Annotated in this window: 19 protein-coding genes; 12 read left to right on the forward strand and 7 right to left on the reverse strand. The window is 64.5% G+C overall.

Annotated elements, in window-relative coordinates:
* The first annotated feature begins 60 nt into the window (after positions 1 to 60).
* Positions 61 to 456, forward strand: coding sequence for a CsbD family protein (locus tag AC3WUF_RS20580; protein WP_492429200.1), 396 nt, complete (start codon positions 61 to 63; stop codon positions 454 to 456).
* 80 nt (positions 457 to 536) lie between these two features.
* Here the strand turns inward: AC3WUF_RS20580 and AC3WUF_RS20585 are convergent, their stop codons facing one another.
* A complete protein-coding gene (locus AC3WUF_RS20585; protein ID WP_492429202.1) occupies positions 537 to 806 on the reverse strand; it encodes a hypothetical protein in 270 nt (89 codons plus the stop codon).
* Between the two features lie 530 nt (positions 807 to 1,336).
* On the opposite strand from AC3WUF_RS20585, the gene AC3WUF_RS20590 reads away from it, so the two are divergent.
* The 8 genes from AC3WUF_RS20590 (at position 1,337) to AC3WUF_RS20625 (ending at position 11,388) form a co-directional block, all read left to right on the forward strand.
* Positions 1,337 to 1,753 carry a DUF4398 domain-containing protein gene (locus AC3WUF_RS20590; RefSeq protein ID WP_492429204.1) on the forward strand — a complete coding sequence of 139 codons (417 nt, stop codon included), beginning with the start codon at positions 1,337 to 1,339 and terminating at the stop codon, positions 1,751 to 1,753.
* Entirely contained in the window at positions 1,750 to 2,616 is an 867-nt protein-coding gene (locus AC3WUF_RS20595; RefSeq protein ID WP_492429206.1) for an OmpA family protein, read from the forward strand. The genes AC3WUF_RS20590 and AC3WUF_RS20595 overlap by 4 nt, the downstream gene beginning before the upstream one ends.
* Positions 2,617 to 2,843: 227 nt before the next feature.
* Positions 2,844 to 3,635 carry a hypothetical protein gene (locus AC3WUF_RS20600; protein WP_492429208.1) on the forward strand — a complete coding sequence of 264 codons (792 nt, stop codon included), beginning with the start codon at positions 2,844 to 2,846 and terminating at the stop codon, positions 3,633 to 3,635.
* Between the two features lie 130 nt (positions 3,636 to 3,765).
* Positions 3,766 to 4,479: a Crp/Fnr family transcriptional regulator gene (locus AC3WUF_RS20605; RefSeq protein WP_492429210.1), complete on the forward strand. Its 714-nt coding sequence runs from the start codon at positions 3,766 to 3,768 to the stop codon at positions 4,477 to 4,479.
* A complete protein-coding gene (locus AC3WUF_RS20610) occupies positions 4,476 to 5,333 on the forward strand; it encodes a response regulator (protein ID WP_492429212.1) in 858 nt (285 codons plus the stop codon). The genes AC3WUF_RS20605 and AC3WUF_RS20610 overlap by 4 nt, the downstream gene beginning before the upstream one ends.
* Before the next feature lie 185 nt (positions 5,334 to 5,518).
* The gene (locus AC3WUF_RS20615) at positions 5,519 to 8,395 is read left to right on the forward strand and encodes a response regulator (protein ID WP_492429214.1); all 2,877 of its coding nucleotides are present in this window, start codon (positions 5,519 to 5,521) and stop codon (positions 8,393 to 8,395) included.
* A gap of 100 nt (positions 8,396 to 8,495) precedes the next feature.
* A complete protein-coding gene (locus tag AC3WUF_RS20620; RefSeq protein WP_492429216.1) occupies positions 8,496 to 9,788 on the forward strand; it encodes an MHYT domain-containing protein in 1,293 nt (430 codons plus the stop codon).
* Between the two features lie 241 nt (positions 9,789 to 10,029).
* Positions 10,030 to 11,388 carry a serine hydrolase domain-containing protein gene (locus AC3WUF_RS20625; protein ID WP_492429217.1) on the forward strand — a complete coding sequence of 453 codons (1,359 nt, stop codon included), beginning with the start codon at positions 10,030 to 10,032 and terminating at the stop codon, positions 11,386 to 11,388.
* 6 nt (positions 11,389 to 11,394) lie between these two features.
* Here the strand turns inward: AC3WUF_RS20625 and AC3WUF_RS20630 are convergent, their stop codons facing one another.
* Positions 11,395 to 12,237 carry an alpha/beta fold hydrolase gene (locus tag AC3WUF_RS20630; RefSeq protein ID WP_492429219.1) on the reverse strand — a complete coding sequence of 281 codons (843 nt, stop codon included), beginning with the start codon at positions 12,235 to 12,237 and terminating at the stop codon, positions 11,395 to 11,397.
* Between the two features lie 23 nt (positions 12,238 to 12,260).
* Positions 12,261 to 12,542, reverse strand: coding sequence for a hypothetical protein (locus tag AC3WUF_RS20635; protein WP_492429221.1), 282 nt, complete (start codon positions 12,540 to 12,542; stop codon positions 12,261 to 12,263).
* A 108-nt stretch (positions 12,543 to 12,650) separates the two neighbouring features.
* Here AC3WUF_RS20635 and AC3WUF_RS20640 point away from each other — a divergent pair, with 108 nt between their 5' ends.
* Positions 12,651 to 13,598 carry a LysR family transcriptional regulator gene (locus AC3WUF_RS20640; RefSeq protein WP_492429223.1) on the forward strand — a complete coding sequence of 316 codons (948 nt, stop codon included), beginning with the start codon at positions 12,651 to 12,653 and terminating at the stop codon, positions 13,596 to 13,598.
* Between the two features lie 22 nt (positions 13,599 to 13,620).
* Here AC3WUF_RS20640 and AC3WUF_RS20645 read toward each other — a convergent pair whose 3' ends face one another.
* Both AC3WUF_RS20645 and AC3WUF_RS20650 read right to left on the reverse strand, forming a co-directional pair.
* Positions 13,621 to 13,794 carry a hypothetical protein gene (locus tag AC3WUF_RS20645; RefSeq protein WP_492429224.1) on the reverse strand — a complete coding sequence of 58 codons (174 nt, stop codon included), beginning with the start codon at positions 13,792 to 13,794 and terminating at the stop codon, positions 13,621 to 13,623.
* Positions 13,795 to 14,049: 255 nt separating this feature from the next.
* Positions 14,050 to 14,673: a hypothetical protein gene (locus AC3WUF_RS20650; RefSeq protein ID WP_492429226.1), complete on the reverse strand. Its 624-nt coding sequence runs from the start codon at positions 14,671 to 14,673 to the stop codon at positions 14,050 to 14,052.
* Positions 14,674 to 15,154: 481 nt separating this feature from the next.
* On the opposite strand from AC3WUF_RS20650, the gene AC3WUF_RS20655 reads away from it, so the two are divergent.
* Positions 15,155 to 16,690, forward strand: a complete 1,536-nt coding sequence (locus AC3WUF_RS20655; protein ID WP_492429228.1) for a M48 family metalloprotease — start codon at positions 15,155 to 15,157, stop codon at positions 16,688 to 16,690.
* A gap of 50 nt (positions 16,691 to 16,740) precedes the next feature.
* Here the strand turns inward: AC3WUF_RS20655 and AC3WUF_RS20660 are convergent, their stop codons facing one another.
* Complete coding sequence (locus AC3WUF_RS20660) at positions 16,741 to 17,958, reverse strand: patatin-like phospholipase family protein (protein ID WP_492429230.1); 1,218 nt, start codon at positions 17,956 to 17,958, stop codon at positions 16,741 to 16,743.
* Positions 17,959 to 18,214: 256 nt separating this feature from the next.
* Positions 18,215 to 18,970 (reverse strand): SDR family oxidoreductase, encoded by a 756-nt coding sequence (locus tag AC3WUF_RS20665; RefSeq protein WP_492429232.1) that lies wholly within the window; start codon positions 18,968 to 18,970, stop codon positions 18,215 to 18,217.
* A 147-nt stretch (positions 18,971 to 19,117) separates the two neighbouring features.
* Between AC3WUF_RS20665 and AC3WUF_RS20670 the strand changes: the two genes are divergently transcribed.
* Positions 19,118 to 20,683, forward strand: coding sequence for a winged helix-turn-helix domain-containing tetratricopeptide repeat protein (locus tag AC3WUF_RS20670; RefSeq protein WP_492429234.1), 1,566 nt, complete (start codon positions 19,118 to 19,120; stop codon positions 20,681 to 20,683).
* Positions 20,684 to 21,087: the final 404 nt, after the last annotated feature.

Genomic DNA, 21,087 nt, shown 5'->3' on the forward strand with positions numbered 1-21,087 from the left:
TGGCACAGGCGTATGTAAGGCGTCGTTCCCTGCGTACGATGCCGGCACACGTCTGCATCGATGGTCGATGCGGCCGTCGATCCGATTGACGAAGGAGGACGCTCGAATGGCGCCTGTCATTCGAAACCCACCAAGGATCGCACGATGAATGACTCAACCTATATGCCTGAGCCGGCGGCTCAAGCAACCGCTACCGCCAGGTTGACCCCGAGCAAGAAGCAAACGACCGCCAGCCTGTTTGCGGCAGAGCGCGAAATGAAGGCGAAGTGGAAGTCGCTGGTCGGCACGGCGCATGGCGTCTGGAACAAGATATCGACCGAAGAGCTGGTCAAGGTCGGCGGCAGCATCCCGACGCTTGCCGGGCTCGTGCAGTTGCGCCACCAGTTGAGCAGGCAGGAAGCGGACTCACAGGTCAAGGCGTTCTTCGCGACGCATTTCCCGGCCCAGCCCGCGTAACCGGCGAACCCGCAGACCTGCAACGGCGGCGGTCTACTTCTTCGGCGCGGGGGGCTGAAGAATGTAGACCGCATGCCGCTCTAGACGATCGAGGCTGCTGTAGCAGCTATCGCCGATCGGTAACGGAACCGCCATGCACTGTCGTCGAAACTGCGCGGATCCCTGAATCCTTCGGAACGCTTCGGAGCAGTGATCAAGGTCGTCGTCGCCTTCGCGTGCTTCAAGACGCTGCGCCGCAGACGAACGGCATCCACCATCGCCTGGATCGTGCCGCTGTCGGCACCAGACGACGTCGCATGGCTTTCGGCGGCTGCCTGTTGGCTCCGGATACTCACTTTGTTCGCTTGCATAAGAGATGCTCGTTTAAAGGGTGCTGCTTGGTCAACAGTGCGGCGGATTCATGGCGACGATCCAATGACCGCACACCAATCGCGGCGCAAGGTATCTCTGCGCATCCGGCAAGGTCGGTGCGCTGTCGAACACAGGAATAAAACAAGGCTAAGCGGGTTAGCGCACCGATTGAGCGCGCAGAGCTCACTATCATCCTGTTGCAGCTGAGACGCTGCTTTGCAGTTGTTGTCCAGAGAAGCAAAAGCTTTCTGACTGCAGATCCGAATGATGTCCGCGCGAACTTCGCTGCCGGCCGTCATCCAACTGTAGCGAGAGGCGCACCATGGGTCGCGACTTCCGCTGGTTCGAGAGTTGTCTCTGGCAGCCGCTGGAGACAACTCCACTCTTTTGTCACTTCAACCCACTTGCAAGCACAGCGATGCGTAGAGGCGATTTACGCCGAATGACGCAGCGACGTGATCCAGACACAAGCAATGGACCAGCGACAGGTCCACGCAAGGCTGGCATGGAAATCTGAGGAAACACCATCATGAAACATCGCAACCAACATCCCTTGGCGCCAGCGCAGCGCGTCTCTGCGTTTCGTCTCGCCCTCGTGCTGTCCGGAGTTCTCGCGCTAGCGGGCTGTGCGTCTGCGCCCGTACCGCCTACGGCCGCTTTGCAGGCCGCGGAGCTGTCGATTGCCAATGCCGAGAAGGCGCGCATCGCGGACTACTCGTCACCCGAACTCGCCCAGGCGCGCGAGAAACTGACCGCTGCCCGTGCAGCGGTCAGCAAGGAACAGATGACGCTCGCACTCCAGCTCGCCGAGCAATCTCGCGCCGATGCGGACCTCGCCTCTGCGAAAGCAGAGATGAGCAAGGCCAAGACCGTCAATGACGAAATGAGCAAGAGCACCGATATCGTCAAACAGGAAATGCAGCGCAATCCGGGAGTCAAGCCATGAGCAATACCGTCCACAAGATGAAGACCATTACCGGTCTGCTGGCCGTCGCAATGCTGGCCGGAGCCTGCATGTCCGCTCCGATGAAGCCGGACGGCGCCGATGCCGCAAGGGCCAAGCTGACCCAACTGCAGGCCAACCAGGAACTGGCGGGTCGTGCGCCCGTCGCGATCAAGGAAGCCGAGGCGGCAGTCGCCATGGTAGAAGTCCCGCGCGAAGACCGCGAGATGGCGGCCCATCTGGTGGTTCTTGCCGACCGCAAGGTGGACATTGCAGCTGCTCAGGCCCAGAGCCGCTTGCTCGAAGACCAGCGCAAGACCTTGGCCGAGCAGCGCGAAGGCGCGCGCCTCGAATCGCGGACCAAGGAGGCCGACATCGCGCGCGGCGACGCCGACTCGGCTCGCGTCGATGCTGACATGGCGCGTGAACAGGCGAATGCGGCGACGCTGCAGGCCGACGATCTCAAGCGCCAGATTGCCGAACTCAATGCCAAGCAGACCGATCGCGGATTGGTCGTGACTCTGGGCGACGTGCTGTTCGAGACCGGCCGCTCCGAACTCAAGGGCGGGGCCGTGAGCAACGCCGCCAAGCTGGCCGCGTTCCTGACGCAGCATCCGGATCGCACGGTTGTCATCGAGGGTCATACCGATGATGTCGGCAGTGCCGAATCCAATCAGGGCCTGTCGCAGCGCCGCGCCAACTCGGTCAAGGCCTATCTGGTTGCCCAGGGAGTGAGCGCAGCGCGCTTGCAGGCATCTGGGATGGGCGAGAGTGCGCCGGTATCGGGCAACGATTCGAGCACTGGCCGCCAGCAGAATCGTCGCGTCGAAGTGATCATCGCGAATGCGGTGGCGATGAAGCGGTAGAGCCCCAACGGATCGGGCTTGCACAGCGCGATCGAGCATTTGAAGCCCGCCGGTGCTGCTGCCGGCGGGCTTTGCTGTTGGGTATCCGAATACCCGAAGGCGCCCGGCCGACAAGGCTTGTTCTGTTCGATTGCGTACAGACCCGGAGACGACTTTAGGACTACTGTGGTCGACGATGGCCGCCGGATTCCGCATCGGCCGTCGCAATCCGCTCCTGAGCAGCCTTCATGACCATGACCCGTCTCCCGATTCGATACACCGCGGGCTTCGTTCCCGTGCTTTTTGCGACGCTGCTGGTTTCACTGACCTCGGCGCGAGCCGGGGCGGCCGAGATCGCATCGTCCGTTCCAGTGAACGCCTCCGCGCGGGCCTACGGAACCGGCTGGAAGTGTGATCTGGGCTTTCGCGAGCGTGCGGGGGGCTGCGAGAAGATTGCCCTGCCTGACAACGCCTATGCGACCGGCAATAGCTATGGCCCGGGCTGGGAATGTTCGCACGGCTATGAAGCGGCCTCGACGAAGTGCGTCAAGCTGGTCGTCCCTGCGCACGCCCATCTCGAGGCGTCTGGCGGCGGCTGGGCCTGCGATCGCGGGTTCAAGCTGTCCGACAACGCCTGTGCTCCCATCAAGCTGCCCGCAAATGCCTACGCAACACCGGACACGAAGTACGGCAGTGGCTGGGCCTGCGATCGCGGATATCGAGCGGAGCGGGAGCGATGTGCCCAGATCGTCGTGCCAACCAACGCTTTCCTCGAGCCCCGTGAAGATGCCGGCTGGGCCTGCGAGCGCGGGTTTCGACGCAGCCAGAACCGCTGTGCCGCCATCGAGGTCCCTGCAAATGGCTATCTGACGAACGCCCGGTCTGAGTCGGGGTGGGAATGCGACCGTGGCTATCGGATCGAAGGTGCCGCATGCATCGCGCTCTCGGTACCGGCCAACGCCCACATCAGCCACTCCGGCAACGACTGGGATTGCAATCAACCGTTCCAGAAGGAACGGCAAGGCTGCGTTCGGCCATGACCGAGAGCTTGAACCCAAAGGGCCTGCTCCCCGCTGATCGATCGGTCTCGTCTCGATGACGAACCTTCTGCGAGCCATCGGCAATCAACCGGGCAACCAACTCGGCGACCAACATGGCAATGACCCCGTGATGGACCAGAGCCGTCTGGGCAACCATCTGCTGGCCGCACTGCCGGCAGTGGACTTTGCGAGCCTGCAGCCGCATCTCAGGTACCTGCCGATGCCGCTCGGCGAGCTGCTCTATGAGTCCGGCGAGCGCATGACGATGGCGTATTTCCCGACCACGTCCATCGTGTCCTTGCACTACGTCATGCAGGACGGCGCTTCGGCGGAGATTGCCGGTGTGGGCAACGAAGGCATGCTCGGCGTGTCGCTGATCATGGGCGGCGACAGCACGCCGAGCCGCTCGCTCGTGCAGACGGCCGGCGAGGCCTATGTCCTGGATGCAAAAATCCTGGTCGACGAGTTCAACCGCGGTGGCGCTCTGCAGCGGCTGCTGCTGCGTTACAGCCAGGCCTTGATCACGCAGATGACGCAGACTGGCGCCTGCAACCGCCATCATTCCGTCGAACAGCAGCTGTGTCGCTGGCTGCTGCTGACCCTCGATCGCATGCCGACGCGGGATCTGGTCATGACCCAGGAGCTGATTGCCAGCATGCTCGGCGTGCGCCGCGAGAGCGTGACGGAAGCGGCCGGCAAGCTGAAAGAGCGGGGCATCATCAGCTACCGCCGTGGGCACATCACGGTGCTCGATCGCGCCGGCCTGAATCAGCATGTGTGCGAATGCTATGGCGTGGTGAAAACCGAATTCAACCGTCTTCTAAGGGATGTAATCCACCAATGAATCCGCTCCTTACCGAAGAAGAGAAGCTGCACATGATCACAGACGCCGATATCTTCGCGGCCAGGATCCTGATCGTCGATGAGCAGGAAGCCAACATTCGCCTGCTGGAACAGATGCTCGCATCCGCCGGCTACGCGGCGGTGGCGTCCACCCGGCATTGGGAAGAGGTCTGCGCCATGCACGGCGAGAACCCATACGACCTGATTCTCCTCGACCTGCCAGTGACAGGATCGGGCGGCTTCACGGTCCTGGAGCAACTGCGCGGCGTCGAATCCGCGAAAGGCGTGCCCGTGCTTGCCGTCACCTCCGAGCCTGGCCACAGGAGTCGGGCGCTACAGATCGGCGCGCGAGATTTCATCGGCAGGCCCTTCGACCTGGTCGAGTTGAAAGCAAGGATCCGAAACCTGCTGGAAGTACGGCTGCTGCACCTGCGTCTGGAACGGCATGAGGAAATCCTCGAGCAGACCGTATTCGCGCGCACCGCCGAATTGCGGGCGAGCGAGGAGCGCTTCCAGCGCTTCACCGAACTCTCTTCCGACTGCTACTGGGAACAGGACGCAGCCGGCCGCCAAACCCAGGTCTCCGGCCCCGCGATGGAGATGCTTGGCCTGGGCGGTCAGGACGAATCGACGATCGGTCAAGGCGGATCGCACTGGAACGGAGCGGAGCGCGCCATCCTCAGGGCCAACATCACTGCGCGGCGGCCGTTCCTGGATCTGATCTGCAGCCGGATCGACCTCGATGGCTCGAAGCACGTCTTCCAGATCAGCGGTGAGCCGTTCTTTGCACCGTCGGGCGCCTATGCCGGCTATCGCGGAATCGGCCTGGAAGTCACCGAGCGGTTGCGATCCTGAGCGGCTGAAAGCGGTCACTCGCCAAGGCGGTATAGTTCGGCATGTTTCGCGGCTGGCGTCCTTCCAGATGGCCCGCCACGCGCAAGCCTGTTGCCAACACCGCGGCCAGTGCACGATGACCGAGCGCCAGGGGCGGGTCGGTGTCGTGGGGCCGCGGTCGGCATCGTCCATCTGCTCGTCCCGCAATGACCGTCAAAGAACTCGACGTCGAGCGCCATCCCGCAAATGGCGTGCTGACCGCATCAACGCAGCGCCTAGAGAACCGTCGCCGCCAAGTCGCCGTGTACCGGCAGTGCCTGCAAGCGCTGCTGGTGGCCATCGTCTGGCTGGGCCTGCTGCTGTCGCCGGCATCCGCGCGGGCGAAGCCGCTGTTGGTCAGTGACGCTTCAAGCGCCGCGCCGATCCCCTTGGCCGGACATCTTGAGAAGTTCTACGACGCGACCGGCGAGTTGACCCAGGCACAGGTCGCCTCGCCGGAATACGAGGATCGCTTCGAGCCGATCCCGGGCAATTTCAACGCCGGCTTCTCGCCGCGGGGTGCCTGGTGGGTTCGCTTTTCGATTGCCGCCGCGCCCGGCGCTTCCGGCGACTGGTGGTTGCATCTGGGCGCTCCCTATGTCGATTACCTCGATGTGTGGCTGCCCGAACTCACGGCAGAGGGTGAAACCCTGGCGCACCGCGCGCTGGGCGGAATGCGCCCGGTATCCGCACGGGATCTGCCCTGGTCTGCTTCCGTGCTGCGCCTGGACCTGCCGCCGGAAGATCGTGTTCAGTGGGTCTGGATCCGGATCGAGGGCGAGCGCTCGCTCAACCTGACCGGTAACGTCTCGAAGCTGGATGCCCTGACCGGCGTGCTGCAGGGCTCGGTCGCAAGGGCCGCGGCGTCCGTGGGCATGGCCTTGCTGATGGGCCTGGTCTGTCTTGCGCTCGGCCTGTCCCTGCCGGATCGCAAGTTTCTCTGGTACTCGGCATACCTGCTGGTCAGCGCGCTTCTTTTTGCCTGCTCGGAGAACCTGCTCTCGGTCCTGGTGCTGCCAGAGCAGCCGCAGCTCGCCTTGCGCATTCATCACCTGGCGGTCTGCCTGGGGGTGCTGACCTCCATCCTGTTCGCCCACAGCGTGCTCGACATGCGCGAACAATTTCCGCGTGTGGCTCTGGCGTTCCGCGCGCTGGCGGCGCTGGCGGCAGCCAGCTGTGTGGTGGCTTTGGCCGGCTACTACGGCCTCATCGGCCCGGCCTCGAGCCTGACAAGATTGGTGCTGGCCCCGGTCATTGTTGCGCTGTGCGTCGTGCTGGTCATTCGCAAGCAGCCAGGCGCATGGCCCAACTTCATTGGCTACTCCGTCTACGGCGCGGTTGGCATGCTGCACTTCGCCAAGAACCTCGACTTGCTGCCATTCACCTGGTTCACGCAATACAGCTATCTGCTCGGCGTTGTGGTCCACATGCTCGCGATCTTCCTCGGCCTGGGCATCAATGTGCGCCAGCGCGAGCGTGAAGCGATGGCGTTCGATCGCGCACGCCAGGGTGCCGAACTTGCGAACCGCGCCAAGAGCGATTTTCTCGCCAACATGAGTCATGAGATCCGCACCCCGCTGAATGCCATCCTCGGCACCGCGGAACTGCTCGGCGATACAGCGCTGAACCGCGATCAGCGCCAGAGCCTCGACACGATCCAGCAGAGCGGCGATCACCTCCTCGGCGTGATCAACGACATTCTCGACTTCAGCAAGGTCGAGTCCGGCATGCTGGAACTGGAAGACGAGGTGTTCGAGCTGCGCCGCGTCGTCGAAGAGGCGATCGAACTGCTGGGCCACAAGGCCGCGCAGAAGCGGCTTGATCTGATCTGCGATGTCGCACCGGGGACGCCGGAGATGGTGCGCGGCGACGCAGCGCGCGTGCGCCAGATCCTCGTCAACTATCTGTCCAATGCCATCAAGTTCACCGAGCAGGGCGAGGTGGCGGTGGAGGTGAGCACTCAGGCGCTGGCCGCCGGGCGCCAGACCTTTCGCATTGCAGTGCGCGACACCGGCATCGGCATTCCGGCGGATCGCCTCGACCGCCTGTTCAAGTCCTTCAGCCAGGTCGATGCGTCGACCACGCGACGGTATGGCGGCAGCGGTCTGGGCCTGGCGATCTGCAAGCGGCTCGCCGAGCTGATGGGCGGCGAGGTGAGCGTCGACAGCCACCCCGGTCGCGGCTCGACCTTCGCGTTCACGTTCGTCGCGGCCACCGATCCCTCCTGGCGGACACCGCAGCGGCCCGATGTCGATGCATTGAGTGGCAAGCGCCTGTTGATCGTCGACGACAACGAGACCAACCGGCGCATCCTGCGCAAGACCGCGCAGGAGTGGGGCATGCAGACCGTCGACAGCGCTTCGCCGTACGAAGTGCTGAGGCTGATAGAAGGCGGCGAGCGCTTCGACCTCGCGGTGCTCGATGACTTCATGCCGGAGATGGACGGCGTTGCGCTGGCTGCCGCCATCCGCCGCCATCGCAGCCACGACGCACTGCCTTTGCTGTTGCTCAGCAGCATGCGCAACCCAGGCACCGTACTCGGCGACTTCAACCTGGTTCGCATCAAGCCACTGCGCCGTAGCGCCGTGCTTGAAACCTTCCTCGACTTGCTGACGCCAGCCCAGGCCGCGACACCGGTAGCGGCGCCCATCGGGACCGGCACGGATCAACCGCCGCTGCGCATCCTGTTGGCCGAGGACAACGCCATCAACCGCAGTATCGGCGCCCGAATGCTCGAATCCCTGGGGTATCGCGCGGACGTCGTGGAGAACGGTGCCGAGGCGGTCGGCGCATTGCGGCGGGCGCCCTACGATCTGGTGCTGATGGATATCCACATGCCGGAGATGGACGGCCTCGAAGCCACCAGACGCATCCGCGCCATGGCCGACATCGAACAGCCGCAGATCTTCGCGATGACCGCCAGCGTGCTCGACGACGAACGCCAGGCCTGCATCGACGCCGGCATGGACCGCCACCTGGCCAAGCCGTTCCGGCGGGAAGAGCTGGCGAAGGCCCTGCGGGAAGCGGCGGCCGGGCGCTTGTAGCGTCGTTGCCATGCGCTGCGGCACAACGCTCCGGGTATAGTGGCCGCATTGCTCGCCTGATCGAGCTTCGCGACCGAAGAGCCGAGGAGAAGACCGCGACATGGAAGGTGTGTTCACACCCGCACTGGTTGTGCTCTCGCTCGTCGTTGCCGTGTTGGCTTCCTACACGTCGCTGGAACTCGTGGGCCGGGTCAGCCAGAAGCAGGGCGTCAGCTCGCAGGTCTGGCTGACCGGCGCCGCCGTGGCGATGGGCACCGGCATCTGGTCCATGCATTTCATCGGCATGCTGGCGTTTCACCTGCCAATCCCCGTGGCGTACGACGTCGCGATCACCGGACTCTCCCTGGCGATTGCCGTGGTTGCCTCCGGGCTCGCCCTGTTCGTCGTCAGCCGGGCTGCGATGAGCAGCTGGAGCTTTGTCGTGGGCGCGATCCTGATGGGCACCGGCATCGCCGCGATGCACTACGTGGGGATGTACGCGATGCGGATGTCGCCGGCGATCGACTACGACGTACCCCTGTTCGTCGCGTCGATCGTCATCGCCGTCGCCGCGTCCTTCGCCGCCTTGTGGATTTTCTTTCAACTGCGGCACGAGTCGTTCGGGGTCGCGTTGCTCCTCAAGCTGGGCAGCGCCACGCTGATGGGCCTGGCGATCACCGGCATGCATTACACCGGCATGGCCGCCGCGCAGTTCGCGCCCGACAGCTTCTGCCTCAATGCCACGTCGAACGGGATGAGCAACACCGCGCTGGCGATCACCATTGGCATCGCCACCTTTTTCATCCTGGTGATCGCGCTCGGCGTGTCCGCGCTCGATGCCAACTTTGCGACCCAGCTCGCCCGCGCGCTGCAGGCAACCAACCGGGAATTGAGCGCGCTTGCCCTCTACGATTCCCTGACGGGCTTGCCGAACCGGATCTTGCTCGATGAGCGAATGGGGCAGGCGGTATCGCACGCCGAGCGCAGCCGCGACTACTTCGCGCTGCTGTTTGTCGATCTCGATCGATTCAAGCCGGTAAATGACTCGCTCGGCCATCGCATCGGCGACCTGCTGCTGAAGTCCGTCGCGCAGCGGCTGGCCGCGTGCGTGAGGATGGTCGACACCGTCGCGCGTACCGGCGGCGACGAATTCGTCGTGCTGCTCAGCGGCATCGGCGATCCGAAAGACGCCGGGATGGTCAGCCGCAAGATCCTCGACGAACTCTCTCACCCGTTCTTCATCGAAGGGCACGAGATCGTGACGTCGGGAAGCATCGGCATCAGCATCTATCCAACCGATGGCAAGGACGTCAACGTGCTGAAGATCAACGCGGACAAAGCCATGTATCAGGCGAAGCGCAATGGTCCGAACAATTACTGCTTCTTCGCTGCCGAGATGTCCGCCCCTGCGTGACAAGCTGAATCCCGCGCACTGCTGGCCTTAGCCGTTCAAGCCGATTCCTGCATAATCGGCGCCATTACAGCGGGTCAGCAACCGGGGGGTTGGGGGAGCCATGAATTCATCTGTTTGGCGTCGTCTTGCGTGCGTCGCAATCACTGCGTTCGCGCTGGCAGCCTGCGATAACGGCGGCAACCCGCCTTCCGCACAACCGCTTCCTCCGGACGACACCTCGGTTGATCCACCGAACGAAGGCGTGATCCTGGCCGCGGAGCTGCTGCATATGGTCGAACGCAGCGGTCTGTACTCGCTGCCGTCCGATCCGGCACTGGCCCTGGCTTCGCTGTCGACGCTGCCCGACGGCCTGGGCAATGTCATCGCGATGCACCTCGGCAGGCTCTATCCGACGCCCAATGAGTTCCTGCCCGGCGTCGGGCCCTTGATCGGCATGCTGCGCGCGCGCGCGGACCTGTTGCTGAGCGGCGGCCAGGCCGCGAGGCTGCTGCAGGACGCGATGAACTTCGAGTTCTCGATCCTGCTGCTGCCGATCGAGGCCACGTCGGTCATCCTGATTCTGCCGACCCAGGTTGCCGAAGCCGACCCTGCCGCCGCCGCGCTGCCCGAAGCGAAGGTCGACCTCAGCCAGGTGACCTACGAGATCAACGGCCACACGCGCACCGTCGAGCAGTTCATGCAGAGCGGGTCGACCAATGCAATCGCATTCATGCACGACGGCCAGTTCATCTACGACAGCTATCAGAACGGCTTCAATCCGCAGACCCGCCACCACATGTGGTCGGTCACCAAGTCGGTCACCACGTCACTGGTCGGCATTGCGGTGGCCGAGGGCCGCGTCGATTCGATCCACGACCCCATCAAGAAATACATCCCCGAGGCCGCGGACACCGTCTGGGAAGGCGTCAGCGTCGAAGACCTGCTGCAGATGGAATCGGGCATCTACTGGGTTGACGTGCCGGTGCACCAGCCCGAAGAGCTCGTGCTGATGGGCGCGGACTATCACTCGAACGGTCTTTACGGGATGACGCGCGATGAATACCTGCTCAAGCTGACACGCGTCGCGCCGCCCGGCGAGTTCTACCGCTACAACAGTGCCGATGCGCAGATGCTCGCGTGGCTGCTGGAGAACGTCTACCAGCAGCCCTACGTGCAGATCCTTTCGGAGAAGATCTGGCGGCCCGCCGGCATGCAGGACGAAGCGCTGGTCATGGTCGACCGCCTCGGCCATGCCTTCGCATCGATGGGGCTGTTCGCCACACCCAGGGACATGCTTCGCTTCGGCGAGCTCCACCGCAACGGCGGGCGCAGCGTCGACGGCCAGCAGATCATCCCGGCGGCCTGGGTTGCCGCCTCGCACAACTACGACAAGGCCACCGGCGGCGGACCGCGCGGCTACATGTGGCCGCACCTGGGCGGCGTCGAGTCCGGCAACTACACGGCCGAAGGCTACGGCCATCAGCTCGTCAGCGTCATGCCTTCGCTGAACCTCGTCGGCGTGCGCTTCGGCAACGACCCGATCGACACCATCGCGCAGAAGGAATGGGAAGCCGTGCTGTCCGCCGTCGGCAGCTACCTCGAGAACGGCGCCGCCGAGTAGGGCCGCTCAGGCCACCCGGCGCAGCGGTTCCGAACCGACCAGAAAGTCCGTCGCTCGTGCGATGACGCGCGGGTCGGTGAGGATGCGCCAGTGGCCAAGTCCTTCGGTCGCCATGAGTTCGGCGCCGGACCATGCAGCGGCCATGCGTTCGCCGTGCTCGAACGGCACCAGCGCATCGTCGCGGTCGTGCACGATCAGCGCGGGGATCTGGTAGTCGCGGGCGAGATTGCGAACGTCCACCTCGTCCGGATGCACGCCCGTATGGCGGGCAACGATATCGAAGAAACGTGATCGCGCGCGCGGCTGCAGGTTGACGCCGTCGGCGAACTGTTCGAGCACGCTGCGCAGGCTCGACGGCCCGCCCAGCAGCACCGCACGCTGCGGCGACAAGCCAAGGCTGAGCGCATAGCCGATCGCGCCGGCGCCCATCGAGTGACCGACCACCGCTTCGAGATTCGGGATCTCGATCGCCGCTTCGAGCAGCGCATGCGTGAACAGAATCGCGTTCGACTCGTCGCCCGGCGATTCACCGTGGCCTGGCGCATCCAGCGCGACGACCTGCCGGCCGGCGCGCAACAGCGGCTCGATGAAATGCGCGAACTGGGTCGAGCGGCCTTCCCAGCCGTGCAGCATCAGCACGACCGGGGCATCGCGCTCGCCCCAGCGCAGCCCCGACAGGCCGAAACGAAAACCAACGCGCTCGGCCTGGGCGAGGGCGCCGGCCTCCCAGGTCTTCGGGGCATGGGTGCGCGGGCGCATTAGCACACGGCGCGAAGCACGCGCGCTGATCGTCGGCGCGATCTGTCCGGTGACGGCGTTGAAGCGGCGCAAGGAATTGAGCAGGTTCATTGAAGGCTCCGATGCAGGGGTTTTCAGCGCAGGGCGACTTCGATCGCGCCGTCGAAGAACTGGCGCAGCGCGACCATCCAGCGCTGCAGCGTCGAGTTCTCGGGAACCGCCGGCGCCTGCACCGGCGATTCGGCGCGGATGACCTCGGTCGTCGACGCATCGAGGCTGCTCACAGGCGCCATGGCTTCGATGCCGATGACGCCCATCGGCGCCGCCTCGCCGTAGGCAAAGCTGGAGCCGGACGAGAGCAGGAGGGCGGCGCTCAGGGCTGCCGCGGTGAAAGTGCTGTGGAGGAGCTGGGTCATGGAATGACTCCAATGTCAGGGACGCCGCCAGCTTATTCCTGCCTTATGTGCTGATAAGCTGGGTCATTGGCAATTGTTTAGTTCCAATGTGGAACGAATGGGGGCGCCATGGACGATCTGAATCACGTGCTGACCTTTGCCCGCGTCGTGCAGCTGGGCAGCTTCGCCGCGGCGGCCGACCGGCTCGGCATCGCGTCATCGGTGGCGAGCAAGCACGTCGCCAAGCTCGAACGGGCACTAGGCGCGCGGCTGCTGCAGCGCTCGACGCGCAAGCTGTCGCTGACCGAGGCCGGCAGCGCGTACTACGAGCACTGCGCGCGCATCGTCGAGGAGCTGGAACAGTCGCGCGCCGCCGTCGCGAGCCTGCAGGCCGAGCCGGGCGGCCGCCTGCGCGTCACCTGCATCAACTCCTTTGCCGGCTGGGTGATCGCGCCGATGCTGCCGGCGTTCTTCGAGCGCTACCCGAAGATCGAGCTGGAGATCATCACCAGCGACCGCATGATCGACCTGGCCGAGGAAGGTTTCGACCTGGCACTGCGCATCACCGGCGCACCGCAGCCGAACCTCGTCGCGCGGCGCATTACCGACGTGCGTTTCGTCGTCGTCGGCTCGCCGGACTACTTCGCGCGGCGCGGCACACCGCAGACGCCGGCCGATCTGGTGCAGCACAACTGCCTCGGCGTTCCCCTCGGCACGGCCGATCACCGATGGACATTCACACGCGGCGACGAGCAGCTTGCGGTGCCCATCAGCGGCAGCCTCGCAATCAACAACGTGGATGCGCTGCGCTACAACGCGCTCGCCGGCGTTGGCGTCGCCTTGCTGCCGACGTTTGCCGTCGGCAAGTACCTGCGCGACGGGCGCCTGATCGCACCGCTGCCGGACTGGCGCGGATTCAACGAGTCGACGCTCTACGCGGCTTACCTGCCGAACCGCTACGGTTCGCCGAAGCTGCGCGCCTTCGTCGATTTTCTGGTCGAGACCATCGGCGATCCGCCGTACTGGGACACGCTGGACCTGCCGGCGAATGCGCCGGTGGCGTCGCGTCGGCGCTGACGATTCAGAGACAGGCTTTCGTTCAGCCCGCCTGATCCTTCTGCCGGGTCGATCGAACCCCGGACAGAATCGCGAATCCGACCAGAATGATGGTGCCCACCGCAATCCACTCGTGAGGCACGTTCAACAGAACCGCCCCGTAGACCAAGCCACCGATGAGGATGAGGAAACCAACGAGGTAAATACCGAGCGACATGGCTCTTCTCCTTCCGTGAATGGCTCGAACGATTCGCGAAGGAGCAAAAAGAGTGCCCGGCACAGTCTTTTCCCTAAGCGATTGATCGGCCGCGGGAAGTGCCGTCTGGTAGTTGCGCGGTCCATCCAATGGCCTGCAATACGCATGGCGCCCGGGAGCCGCGGTTACAAGTTGCCGTTATCGCGGGGCGAAAATTTCCAACAGTCCGTAGCGGTGTTTCAGCCGACGCATGCCGGAACAGGCTTCAAGACCTTCTCAGAAGCCGGACCGCCACTGTTCGACGTCATTGCGCCGGATGGCGATCACGACGTGGCGCAACAGCAGCGCCCATCCCCATCCGGTGACGCCGACGAAGAAATTGATCGGCAGCGCCGCGCGCCAGCCGCAGACGCGGAAGCACATGGCGATCAGGCTCGGCAGAACGTAGAGCAGCGTCGCTGTAGCGGACAGCAGAACGGCCCACACGCGCTCCTCGGCGCTGAGTTTGGTGAGGGGAAGCAACGCATCGGCAAGAAGCATGGCGGCGATCATTGCGAGCACCGCGGTGACGCATGCATTGCGCACGCCGGAACGGCGCGGCACTGGCCGCGATCTCGCGTCGTCACGGTTGAGCGGCGCTGTCTGGTGGCTCGTGGCGCGCGGCGCCTGCTCAGGATTCACGGCCACAACGCGGTCCAATGCGAGCGAGACCGTCGGCGCTGATGCCGCGACGGGCGCCGTCACCGAAGACGCCGCAGGTCGGCCGAGCCGAGTCTTGAAATCCGGTTCTGCGTACGCCGGAATCTGCATCGCCTGCAGCGCGTCGACAACCGCGGCCGCACTGCCTTCAGACAAGCCACGCCGCATGTAGAAGGCATTGCCAAGCATCTCCTCCAGCATCCTCGACTCGTCAAGACGAAGCGTCCTCGCAAGCGCACTGGCCGCTGCCTGCCGTCGCTGCGGCAGGACGTGCGGCAGAACGACGCGATGAGGGATCGCTCGACCAGTCCGGTGGTCGGATCGAGCCTTCGCGGCATTGGTGGAAGCGTTCATGGCCTTCAAGGTGTTCAGGATGGTGGTCGTGCGCTGACCCGGTTCGAAAGGCCGCAGGCGTTCGACGACGACGCTGCCGATGGCGACCCTGCGCCCGCAAACGCGCGCCAGCGCTTGAACAGCAGCGCCAGCCGGGGCTTACCTTTCGATGCATCCAATCTACCGATAATGCGGCGCCGCAACATTCCCCCGTATAGGGGGTTGGGCTCATGTGTGCGCTCCATGTCGCGAGCATTGCTTCCCCCTGTTTGGGGGCTATCGCCTTGCCCTTGCACTATCCACGATGCCGCCTTCTCGTCGCCGGTCGACGTTTGGTTCGGGATCCAGCATGCGCAAGCTCTTCAGTGGGTTGTCACTCGTCGCGGTCATGACCGTCTCCGGATGCATGGTCAATCCGGTGACCGGCGTCAACGAGTTCACCCTCGTCAGCGAAGAGGAAGAGCTGACGATCGGGGCCGACAACTACGCGCCGCTTCAGCAGATGGAAGGCGGCGAGTACGCCGTCGACCCGTCCTTGACCGAATACGTGCAGAGCGTGGGCAATCGCCTGGTCGCGGTCAGCGACCGGCAGCTGCCGTATGAGTTCGTCGTGCTGGCCAATCCGGAGGTCAATGCCTGGGCGCTGCCTGGCGGCAAGATCGGCGTCAATCTCGGACTGTTCTGGGAGCTGGATGACGAAGCAGAACTGGCCGCGGTACTGGGCCACGAGATCACGCACGCGGCGGCACGCCACGGCGCGCGCGGGCAGACGCGGGAGATGCTGACGATGGGCGCCCTGATGATCGGCGGCCTCGCGCTGGGCGGCGAAGACTACGCCGACATCGCACTTGGTGCGGCGATGATCGGCGGCTCGCTGATCAATTCGAAGTACGACCGCGCGCAGGAACTGGAAGCCGATCTGTACGGCACGCGCTACATGCGCAAGGCCGGCTACGATCCCGGCGGCGCGGTGCGGCTGCAGGAAACCTTCGTGCGCCTGTCGGCAGGAGAGGGCGACGACTTCCTGTCGCGCATGCTGTCGACGCATCCGCCGTCGGAAGAGCGGGTACGCAAGAATCGCGAGACCGCCGCGGCGCTGCCAGCCGGTGGCGACGTGCGACGCGACGAGTACCAGCGGCGCACCGCCTACGCCCGCAAGATGCGGCCGGCTTATGAGAAGTGGGGTACGGCCGTGGAGCTGCTGGCCAAGGGCGATACGACAGCCGCCTCGGCGCGCATGCGCGAGGCCATTGCGATCGAACCTCGCGAAGCGCACTTCTACGGAACACTGGGCGACATCGCCGCCAAGCGCGGCGACTGGCGCGGTGCGGAACAGCAGTACAGCCGCGCGCAGAAGATGAACCCCAACTGGTACGGGTATCTGCTCAATCGCGGCGTCGCTCGCTATGAACTGGAGCGTTACGACGAGGCACAGGAAGATCTCGCCGCCAGCATGACCATGATGGAGAGCGTGCCGGCCCACTACTATCTCGGCATGCTGGACCGAGACTACTACGAAGACGACGACGGTGCGATTGCCCACTTCCGCGAGGCGGCCGGTGGCGACGGTGAGTTGAGCCAGCAAGCGATGACCGACTTGCTGCAACTCGACCTGCCGCGCAATCCTGGCGACTACCTTGAGGTCGACAAATCTCTCGATGCCAACGGCAATCTGGTCGTCACCGTCACCAATGCAACGACCGTGGACATGCGCGGCATCAGCGTCGGCGCGAGCTTCGACGGCAACGAGGCTTCGGCATCGCTGCGCGGTGTGCTCAAGGCCGGTGAGTCGGGCGAACTGGTCACCCGACTGCGCGGCGTGACCGAGGAAGGGCTCGACAGCGTGGAGCTCGAAGTCCTCAAGGCGAGGATCGTCGACAACTGATCAGTTGCCGGGACAGCAGACGACGGCGCAAGCGGCTGTCCCGTTGCCGGTCACTCCAGCAGGAAGTGCTCGATCTCGTCGATGCGCTCCGCCGCGTCGCGGTAGCCCAGCTGGATCAGCTCGCTGGTGAAGGTCTTGTCGAACAGCAGGAAGCTGGTGAGATCGGCGCTTTGCGCATCCGGCGTGCCGAGGCCGTCGAGCAGATGGCGCAGCGTCCGCGGCATGCGGTGTTCGAGGGTCTTGGCGATGATCGCAATGTCCGCCGAAGGCGCAACCACCAGCGGCTCGATCACATGCATCGGCTCGCTGGCGCCGCCTTGCTTCGTCATGATCGGCTTGCTGCCTGCCACCAGCGTGTTCATGCGCTTGAGGTGGTCGAGATCGGCATCGAGGTGATCGAGGAAGATCGCGTTCATGAAGACGCCGCAGATCTGCGACAGCGGCGGACACTTGAGCTGCGAGACCAGGCCGGCGGGCTCGGACAGTTCCGAACGCAGCAGCGAATCCGCCGACTGATGACAGCGCACGCCGATGGCAAAGATCTTCTGCGCGCCCAGGCGAATGGCGGGGCTCAGCGGCGTGGTCAGGCGCAGCGCGCCGTCGCCGAAGTAGGCGGTCGAGCCGGATGCGACCGACAGCGCCACGGGCGGAAAGACCAGCGGGATCGCCGCCGACGCGAGAATGTGATCGAGCGTCAGTTGCGTCGGTAGCGCGACTCGACGGCTCTTGTTCCACAGCGGCGTGCCCTTGCGCCCCTGCACGAAGGTGAACGCCTTGCCGGAGTGGTAGCCGGTGGCAGTCACGCCGATCGCGTGCAAACCGCCGCTCTCGATGGCGCGGGCAATGCCGTCCACCGGCAGGTGCTTGCTCAGAAAGCGGCGCAGCGGCGCGGTGTCGACCAGGGAATGCGTACGGCTGTCGCGCGACAGGCGGCCGAGCAGCATGTCGAGCATCAGATTCTTGCCGGTGCGGGCGAGCGAGACGATGTCGTTGCGGTAGACGTCGTTGGCGGTGAGCTGCGCCCAAAGGGTCGCCAGCTTGTCGGCGCTTTCGGTGAAATCGGCGTGGTACGTCGCAAGCGCGGCGCCGTTGATGGCGCCGGCCGACGCGCCGGTGATGATTTCGAAAGGCGCCGCCTTGCCGCGCAGGCTCGGCAGTTCGGCAATGCGCTTGATGACCCCGGCCTGATAGGCGCCGCGCGCACCGCCCGCAGTCAGGACCAGCCCCCGGTTCGGGGCGGGTTTCGCACGCGTTCTTGGCTTGGCCATGGGGCTTTAGCCGGCAAGTTCCGCGCCAAGTCGGCGCGGCGAGGGCGTCGCGCGAGCGGGTTCGCTCAAGGTCCCAGCAGGTCCTCCAGCGCCTGCCGGTAGACGTCCAGCGGCAGATCCTCCGGCTTGGCTGTCCAGACGAAGTCCGAACCCATCGCGCAGCCTGCGAGCAGCACGCAGCAAATCAAGCTGCTCGCAGGCCGCGTGAAGCGGGACCTGTTAATTGTGGATCTCATCTCCTTGTCGGAGCCCGCGCTCAGTCCTTTGCCGACGGACGGCTTAGCCAGTTCTGGAAGCGCGTCGGACCGATACGAGCGCCGGCGTCGGTGACCAGCGAGCGGTCGTCCAGCTTGGCGCCGAAGTAGCCGGCGCGGACATCCGCGATGACTTCGCGTGGGTCCTGACGCGAGGCCAGGAACTTGCGCGCCAGCTCATCGAGCGGAAAGCGATCCGGTCCGCCGACCTCGACGATGCCGTTCAGCGGCGCGCCGACCGTCAGATCGGCGAGCACGGCGGAGACATCATCAGAAGCGATTGGCTGGATCAGCGCCGGCGACATACGGAGCTTGTCGCCATCGGCACCGGAACTGACGATCCCCTCGACGAACTCGAAAAATTGCGTGGCGCGCAGGATCGTGTACGGGATCTTCGACGACTTGATCAGTTCTTCCTGGGCCAGCTTGGCGCGGAAGTAGCCGCTGTCCGGCAGTCGTTCCAGGCCAACGATCGACAGCGCGACGTGATGCTCGACCCCCGCGGCGACTTCGGCGCGCTGCAGGTTGCGGGTGGAGGTCTGGAAGAAATCCAATACCGCCTGGTCCTCCCAGGACGGCGCATTCGACACGTCGACGACGACCTGCGCGCCGGCCAGCGCTTCGGTGAGACCCTTGCCGGTGATGCTGTCGACACCCGACCGCGGCGAGGCCGCCAGCGCCTCGTGACCGCTCCGGCGCAGCCTGCTTACAATGTTCGAACCAATCAGTCCGCTACCGCCAATCACGACAATCTTCATGTTCAGCTCCTTGTTCCGGGTTGATCGTCTGGCGCTTCTGGCCGACGGATGCAGGATGCGCGACTGCGGCCGGCAAGACTTTGTCGGCGCCTTGGGTTTTCCTTGTTTTTTCCTTGCGAACCCGGCTCAAGGGCAGAGAGGCACCGGATGCTGCTGAGCTTCAACGACTGCCGGATCGACCTGGACCGCCGCGAACTGACTCGCGCGTCCGAGGTCATGGCGACCCCGCCACAGGTCTTCGATCTGCTGGTCCATCTCGTGCAGAACCGCGAACGGGTCGTCAGCCGCGAGGACCTGATGAACGCCATTTGGGCAGGCCGGATCGTTTCCGAATCGACGCTGGACAGCCATATCAACGCCGTCCGCAAGGCGGTTGGCGACAGCGGCCAGGCCCAGCAGGTGATCCGGACGGTCGCGCGCAAGGGATTCCGTTTCGTCGCCGAGGTCAGCTCATCGTCGCGCGCAGCCGACCCTGGCACCGCGCCTGGGCTCCCGCCGCAAGCCACGCCGCGGTTGCCGTCGAAGCCTTCAATCGCAGTGCTGCCGTTCGTTAACCTAAGCGGCGATCCGGAGCAGGACTATCTGTCGGATGGTGTGGTCGAAGACATCATCGCCGCGCTGTCCCGCCATCGCTGGTTGTTCGTCGTCGCACGTAATTCAAGCTTCACGTACAAGAACCGCTCGGTCGACGTTAAGCAGATCGGTCGCGAACTCGGTGTTCGCTATGTGCTTGAGGGCAGCTGGCGCACCGCGAACAACCGCGTGCGCATCACCGGCCAGCTGATCGACGCCGAGACCGGCGCCCATCACTGGGCAGGCCGTTTCGAGGGCGTGCTGGGAGACATCTTCGAACTGCAGGATCAGGTCACGGCCAGTGTCGTCGGTACGATCGCCCCGGAGGTGGAGCGCGTCGAGACCCTGCGCGCCAGCCACAAATCCACCGGCAGCCTCGATGCCTACGATTGTTATCTGCGTGGAACGGCGAAGCTGCATCAGGGCACGCGCGAAGCGATCGACCAGGCGCTGCCGTTCCTGCACAAGGCGATCGAGATCGATCCCGAGTTCGCATCCGCGCATGCAATGGCCGCCTGGTGTCACTGCTGGCGCAAGATCAATGGCTGGATGAGTGATCGTCCCGCGGAGATCGCGGAAGGCATCCGCATGGCCCGACGTGCCGTCGAACTGGATCGGAGTGATGCCGTCGCGTTGACGCGCAGCGGCCACGCCCTCGGTTACCTCGCGAACGATGTTGCCGGTGGCATTGCCTTGATCGACAAGGCGCTCATGCTCAATCCGAATCTGGCCGCCGCGTGGTTTCTCGGCGGCTTCCTCAAAATCTGGAAAGGCGAGCCGGAAGTAGGGATCGACTATCTCAGTCGCGCGATGCGATACAGCCCCGTCGACCCCGAGCTGTACCGGATGCAGGCGGGCTTGGCCGTCGCACATTTCCTGACCGGCCGGCTAGACGTGGCCTTGTCCTGGGCTGAGAAAGCGTTCCGCGAGCTGCCGAGCTTCCTGCTGGCAATCGTCATTCTCGCCGCTTGCCATGCGCTTGCGGGGCGCGACGAAGAAGCGCGGCGCGCGATGGACACTTTGCGTCAGCTGGATCCGAGCCTGCGAGTGTCCGGCATCGGCGGCTGGCTGCCGATCCAGGTCGCGGAGCACCTCGCGATCTTTCAGAACAGCCTGCGCAGAGCGGGGCTGCCAGAGTAAATCGCCGCATGAGTCCTGTGCATTCCTGGCGAACCACGGCGACTCGCTGCAAGCGGTGGAGCGGAGCGCTCCGATACTGTTCCCTTATCGTGGGTACACCTCAAACACGATTAAGAAGGCCGCGCCCACCTTATGGTTACTTTGGCGTTGCGGAGCAGCTAAGGGACTTATCCCCGCCGAAAGAAAAAGACCGCTTCACGGTTACCCAATACCCCAAAATCTCCGCGCGAGTCTCCAGCCAGAATTGCTTGGGAGTTCTGTCCTGCGGGTAAAGATCAGTAAGCGTGTACCGCCGGGTTTCACCTTCGCTAGATAGCACGATGTCATACGGGCGTGTCCTAGATTTTGTGTAAACGGTCATGAGGCAGGAAACTGCCTTGCTACAAGGAGTAGCGATGACCGTA

Source organism: Fontimonas sp. FW305-C-3 (assembly GCF_058783185.1).

What these genes read in the sequence shown, in the direction of transcription:
- AC3WUF_RS20580 (WP_492429200.1), top strand. Translation starts at nt 61, where the DNA reads ATGGTCGATGCGGCCGTCGATCCGATTGACGAAGGAGGACGCTCGAAT.
- AC3WUF_RS20585 (WP_492429202.1), bottom strand. Translation starts at nt 806, where the DNA reads ATGCAAGCGAACAAAGTGAGTATCCGGAGCCAACAGGCAGCCGCCGAA.
- AC3WUF_RS20590 (WP_492429204.1), top strand. Translation starts at nt 1,337, where the DNA reads ATGAAACATCGCAACCAACATCCCTTGGCGCCAGCGCAGCGCGTCTCT.
- AC3WUF_RS20595 (WP_492429206.1), top strand. Translation starts at nt 1,750, where the DNA reads ATGAGCAATACCGTCCACAAGATGAAGACCATTACCGGTCTGCTGGCC.
- AC3WUF_RS20600 (WP_492429208.1), top strand. Translation starts at nt 2,844, where the DNA reads ATGACCATGACCCGTCTCCCGATTCGATACACCGCGGGCTTCGTTCCC.
- AC3WUF_RS20605 (WP_492429210.1), top strand. Translation starts at nt 3,766, where the DNA reads ATGGACCAGAGCCGTCTGGGCAACCATCTGCTGGCCGCACTGCCGGCA.
- AC3WUF_RS20610 (WP_492429212.1), top strand. Translation starts at nt 4,476, where the DNA reads ATGAATCCGCTCCTTACCGAAGAAGAGAAGCTGCACATGATCACAGAC.
- AC3WUF_RS20615 (WP_492429214.1), top strand. Translation starts at nt 5,519, where the DNA reads ATGACCGTCAAAGAACTCGACGTCGAGCGCCATCCCGCAAATGGCGTG.
- AC3WUF_RS20620 (WP_492429216.1), top strand. Translation starts at nt 8,496, where the DNA reads ATGGAAGGTGTGTTCACACCCGCACTGGTTGTGCTCTCGCTCGTCGTT.
- AC3WUF_RS20630 (WP_492429219.1), bottom strand. Translation starts at nt 12,237, where the DNA reads ATGAACCTGCTCAATTCCTTGCGCCGCTTCAACGCCGTCACCGGACAG.
- AC3WUF_RS20635 (WP_492429221.1), bottom strand. Translation starts at nt 12,542, where the DNA reads ATGACCCAGCTCCTCCACAGCACTTTCACCGCGGCAGCCCTGAGCGCC.
- AC3WUF_RS20640 (WP_492429223.1), top strand. Translation starts at nt 12,651, where the DNA reads ATGGACGATCTGAATCACGTGCTGACCTTTGCCCGCGTCGTGCAGCTG.
- AC3WUF_RS20645 (WP_492429224.1), bottom strand. Translation starts at nt 13,794, where the DNA reads ATGTCGCTCGGTATTTACCTCGTTGGTTTCCTCATCCTCATCGGTGGC.
- AC3WUF_RS20650 (WP_492429226.1), bottom strand. Translation starts at nt 14,673, where the DNA reads ATGCTGGAGGAGATGCTTGGCAATGCCTTCTACATGCGGCGTGGCTTG.
- AC3WUF_RS20655 (WP_492429228.1), top strand. Translation starts at nt 15,155, where the DNA reads ATGCGCAAGCTCTTCAGTGGGTTGTCACTCGTCGCGGTCATGACCGTC.
- AC3WUF_RS20660 (WP_492429230.1), bottom strand. Translation starts at nt 17,958, where the DNA reads ATGGCCAAGCCAAGAACGCGTGCGAAACCCGCCCCGAACCGGGGGCTG.
- AC3WUF_RS20665 (WP_492429232.1), bottom strand. Translation starts at nt 18,970, where the DNA reads ATGAAGATTGTCGTGATTGGCGGTAGCGGACTGATTGGTTCGAACATT.
- AC3WUF_RS20670 (WP_492429234.1), top strand. Translation starts at nt 19,118, where the DNA reads ATGCTGCTGAGCTTCAACGACTGCCGGATCGACCTGGACCGCCGCGAA.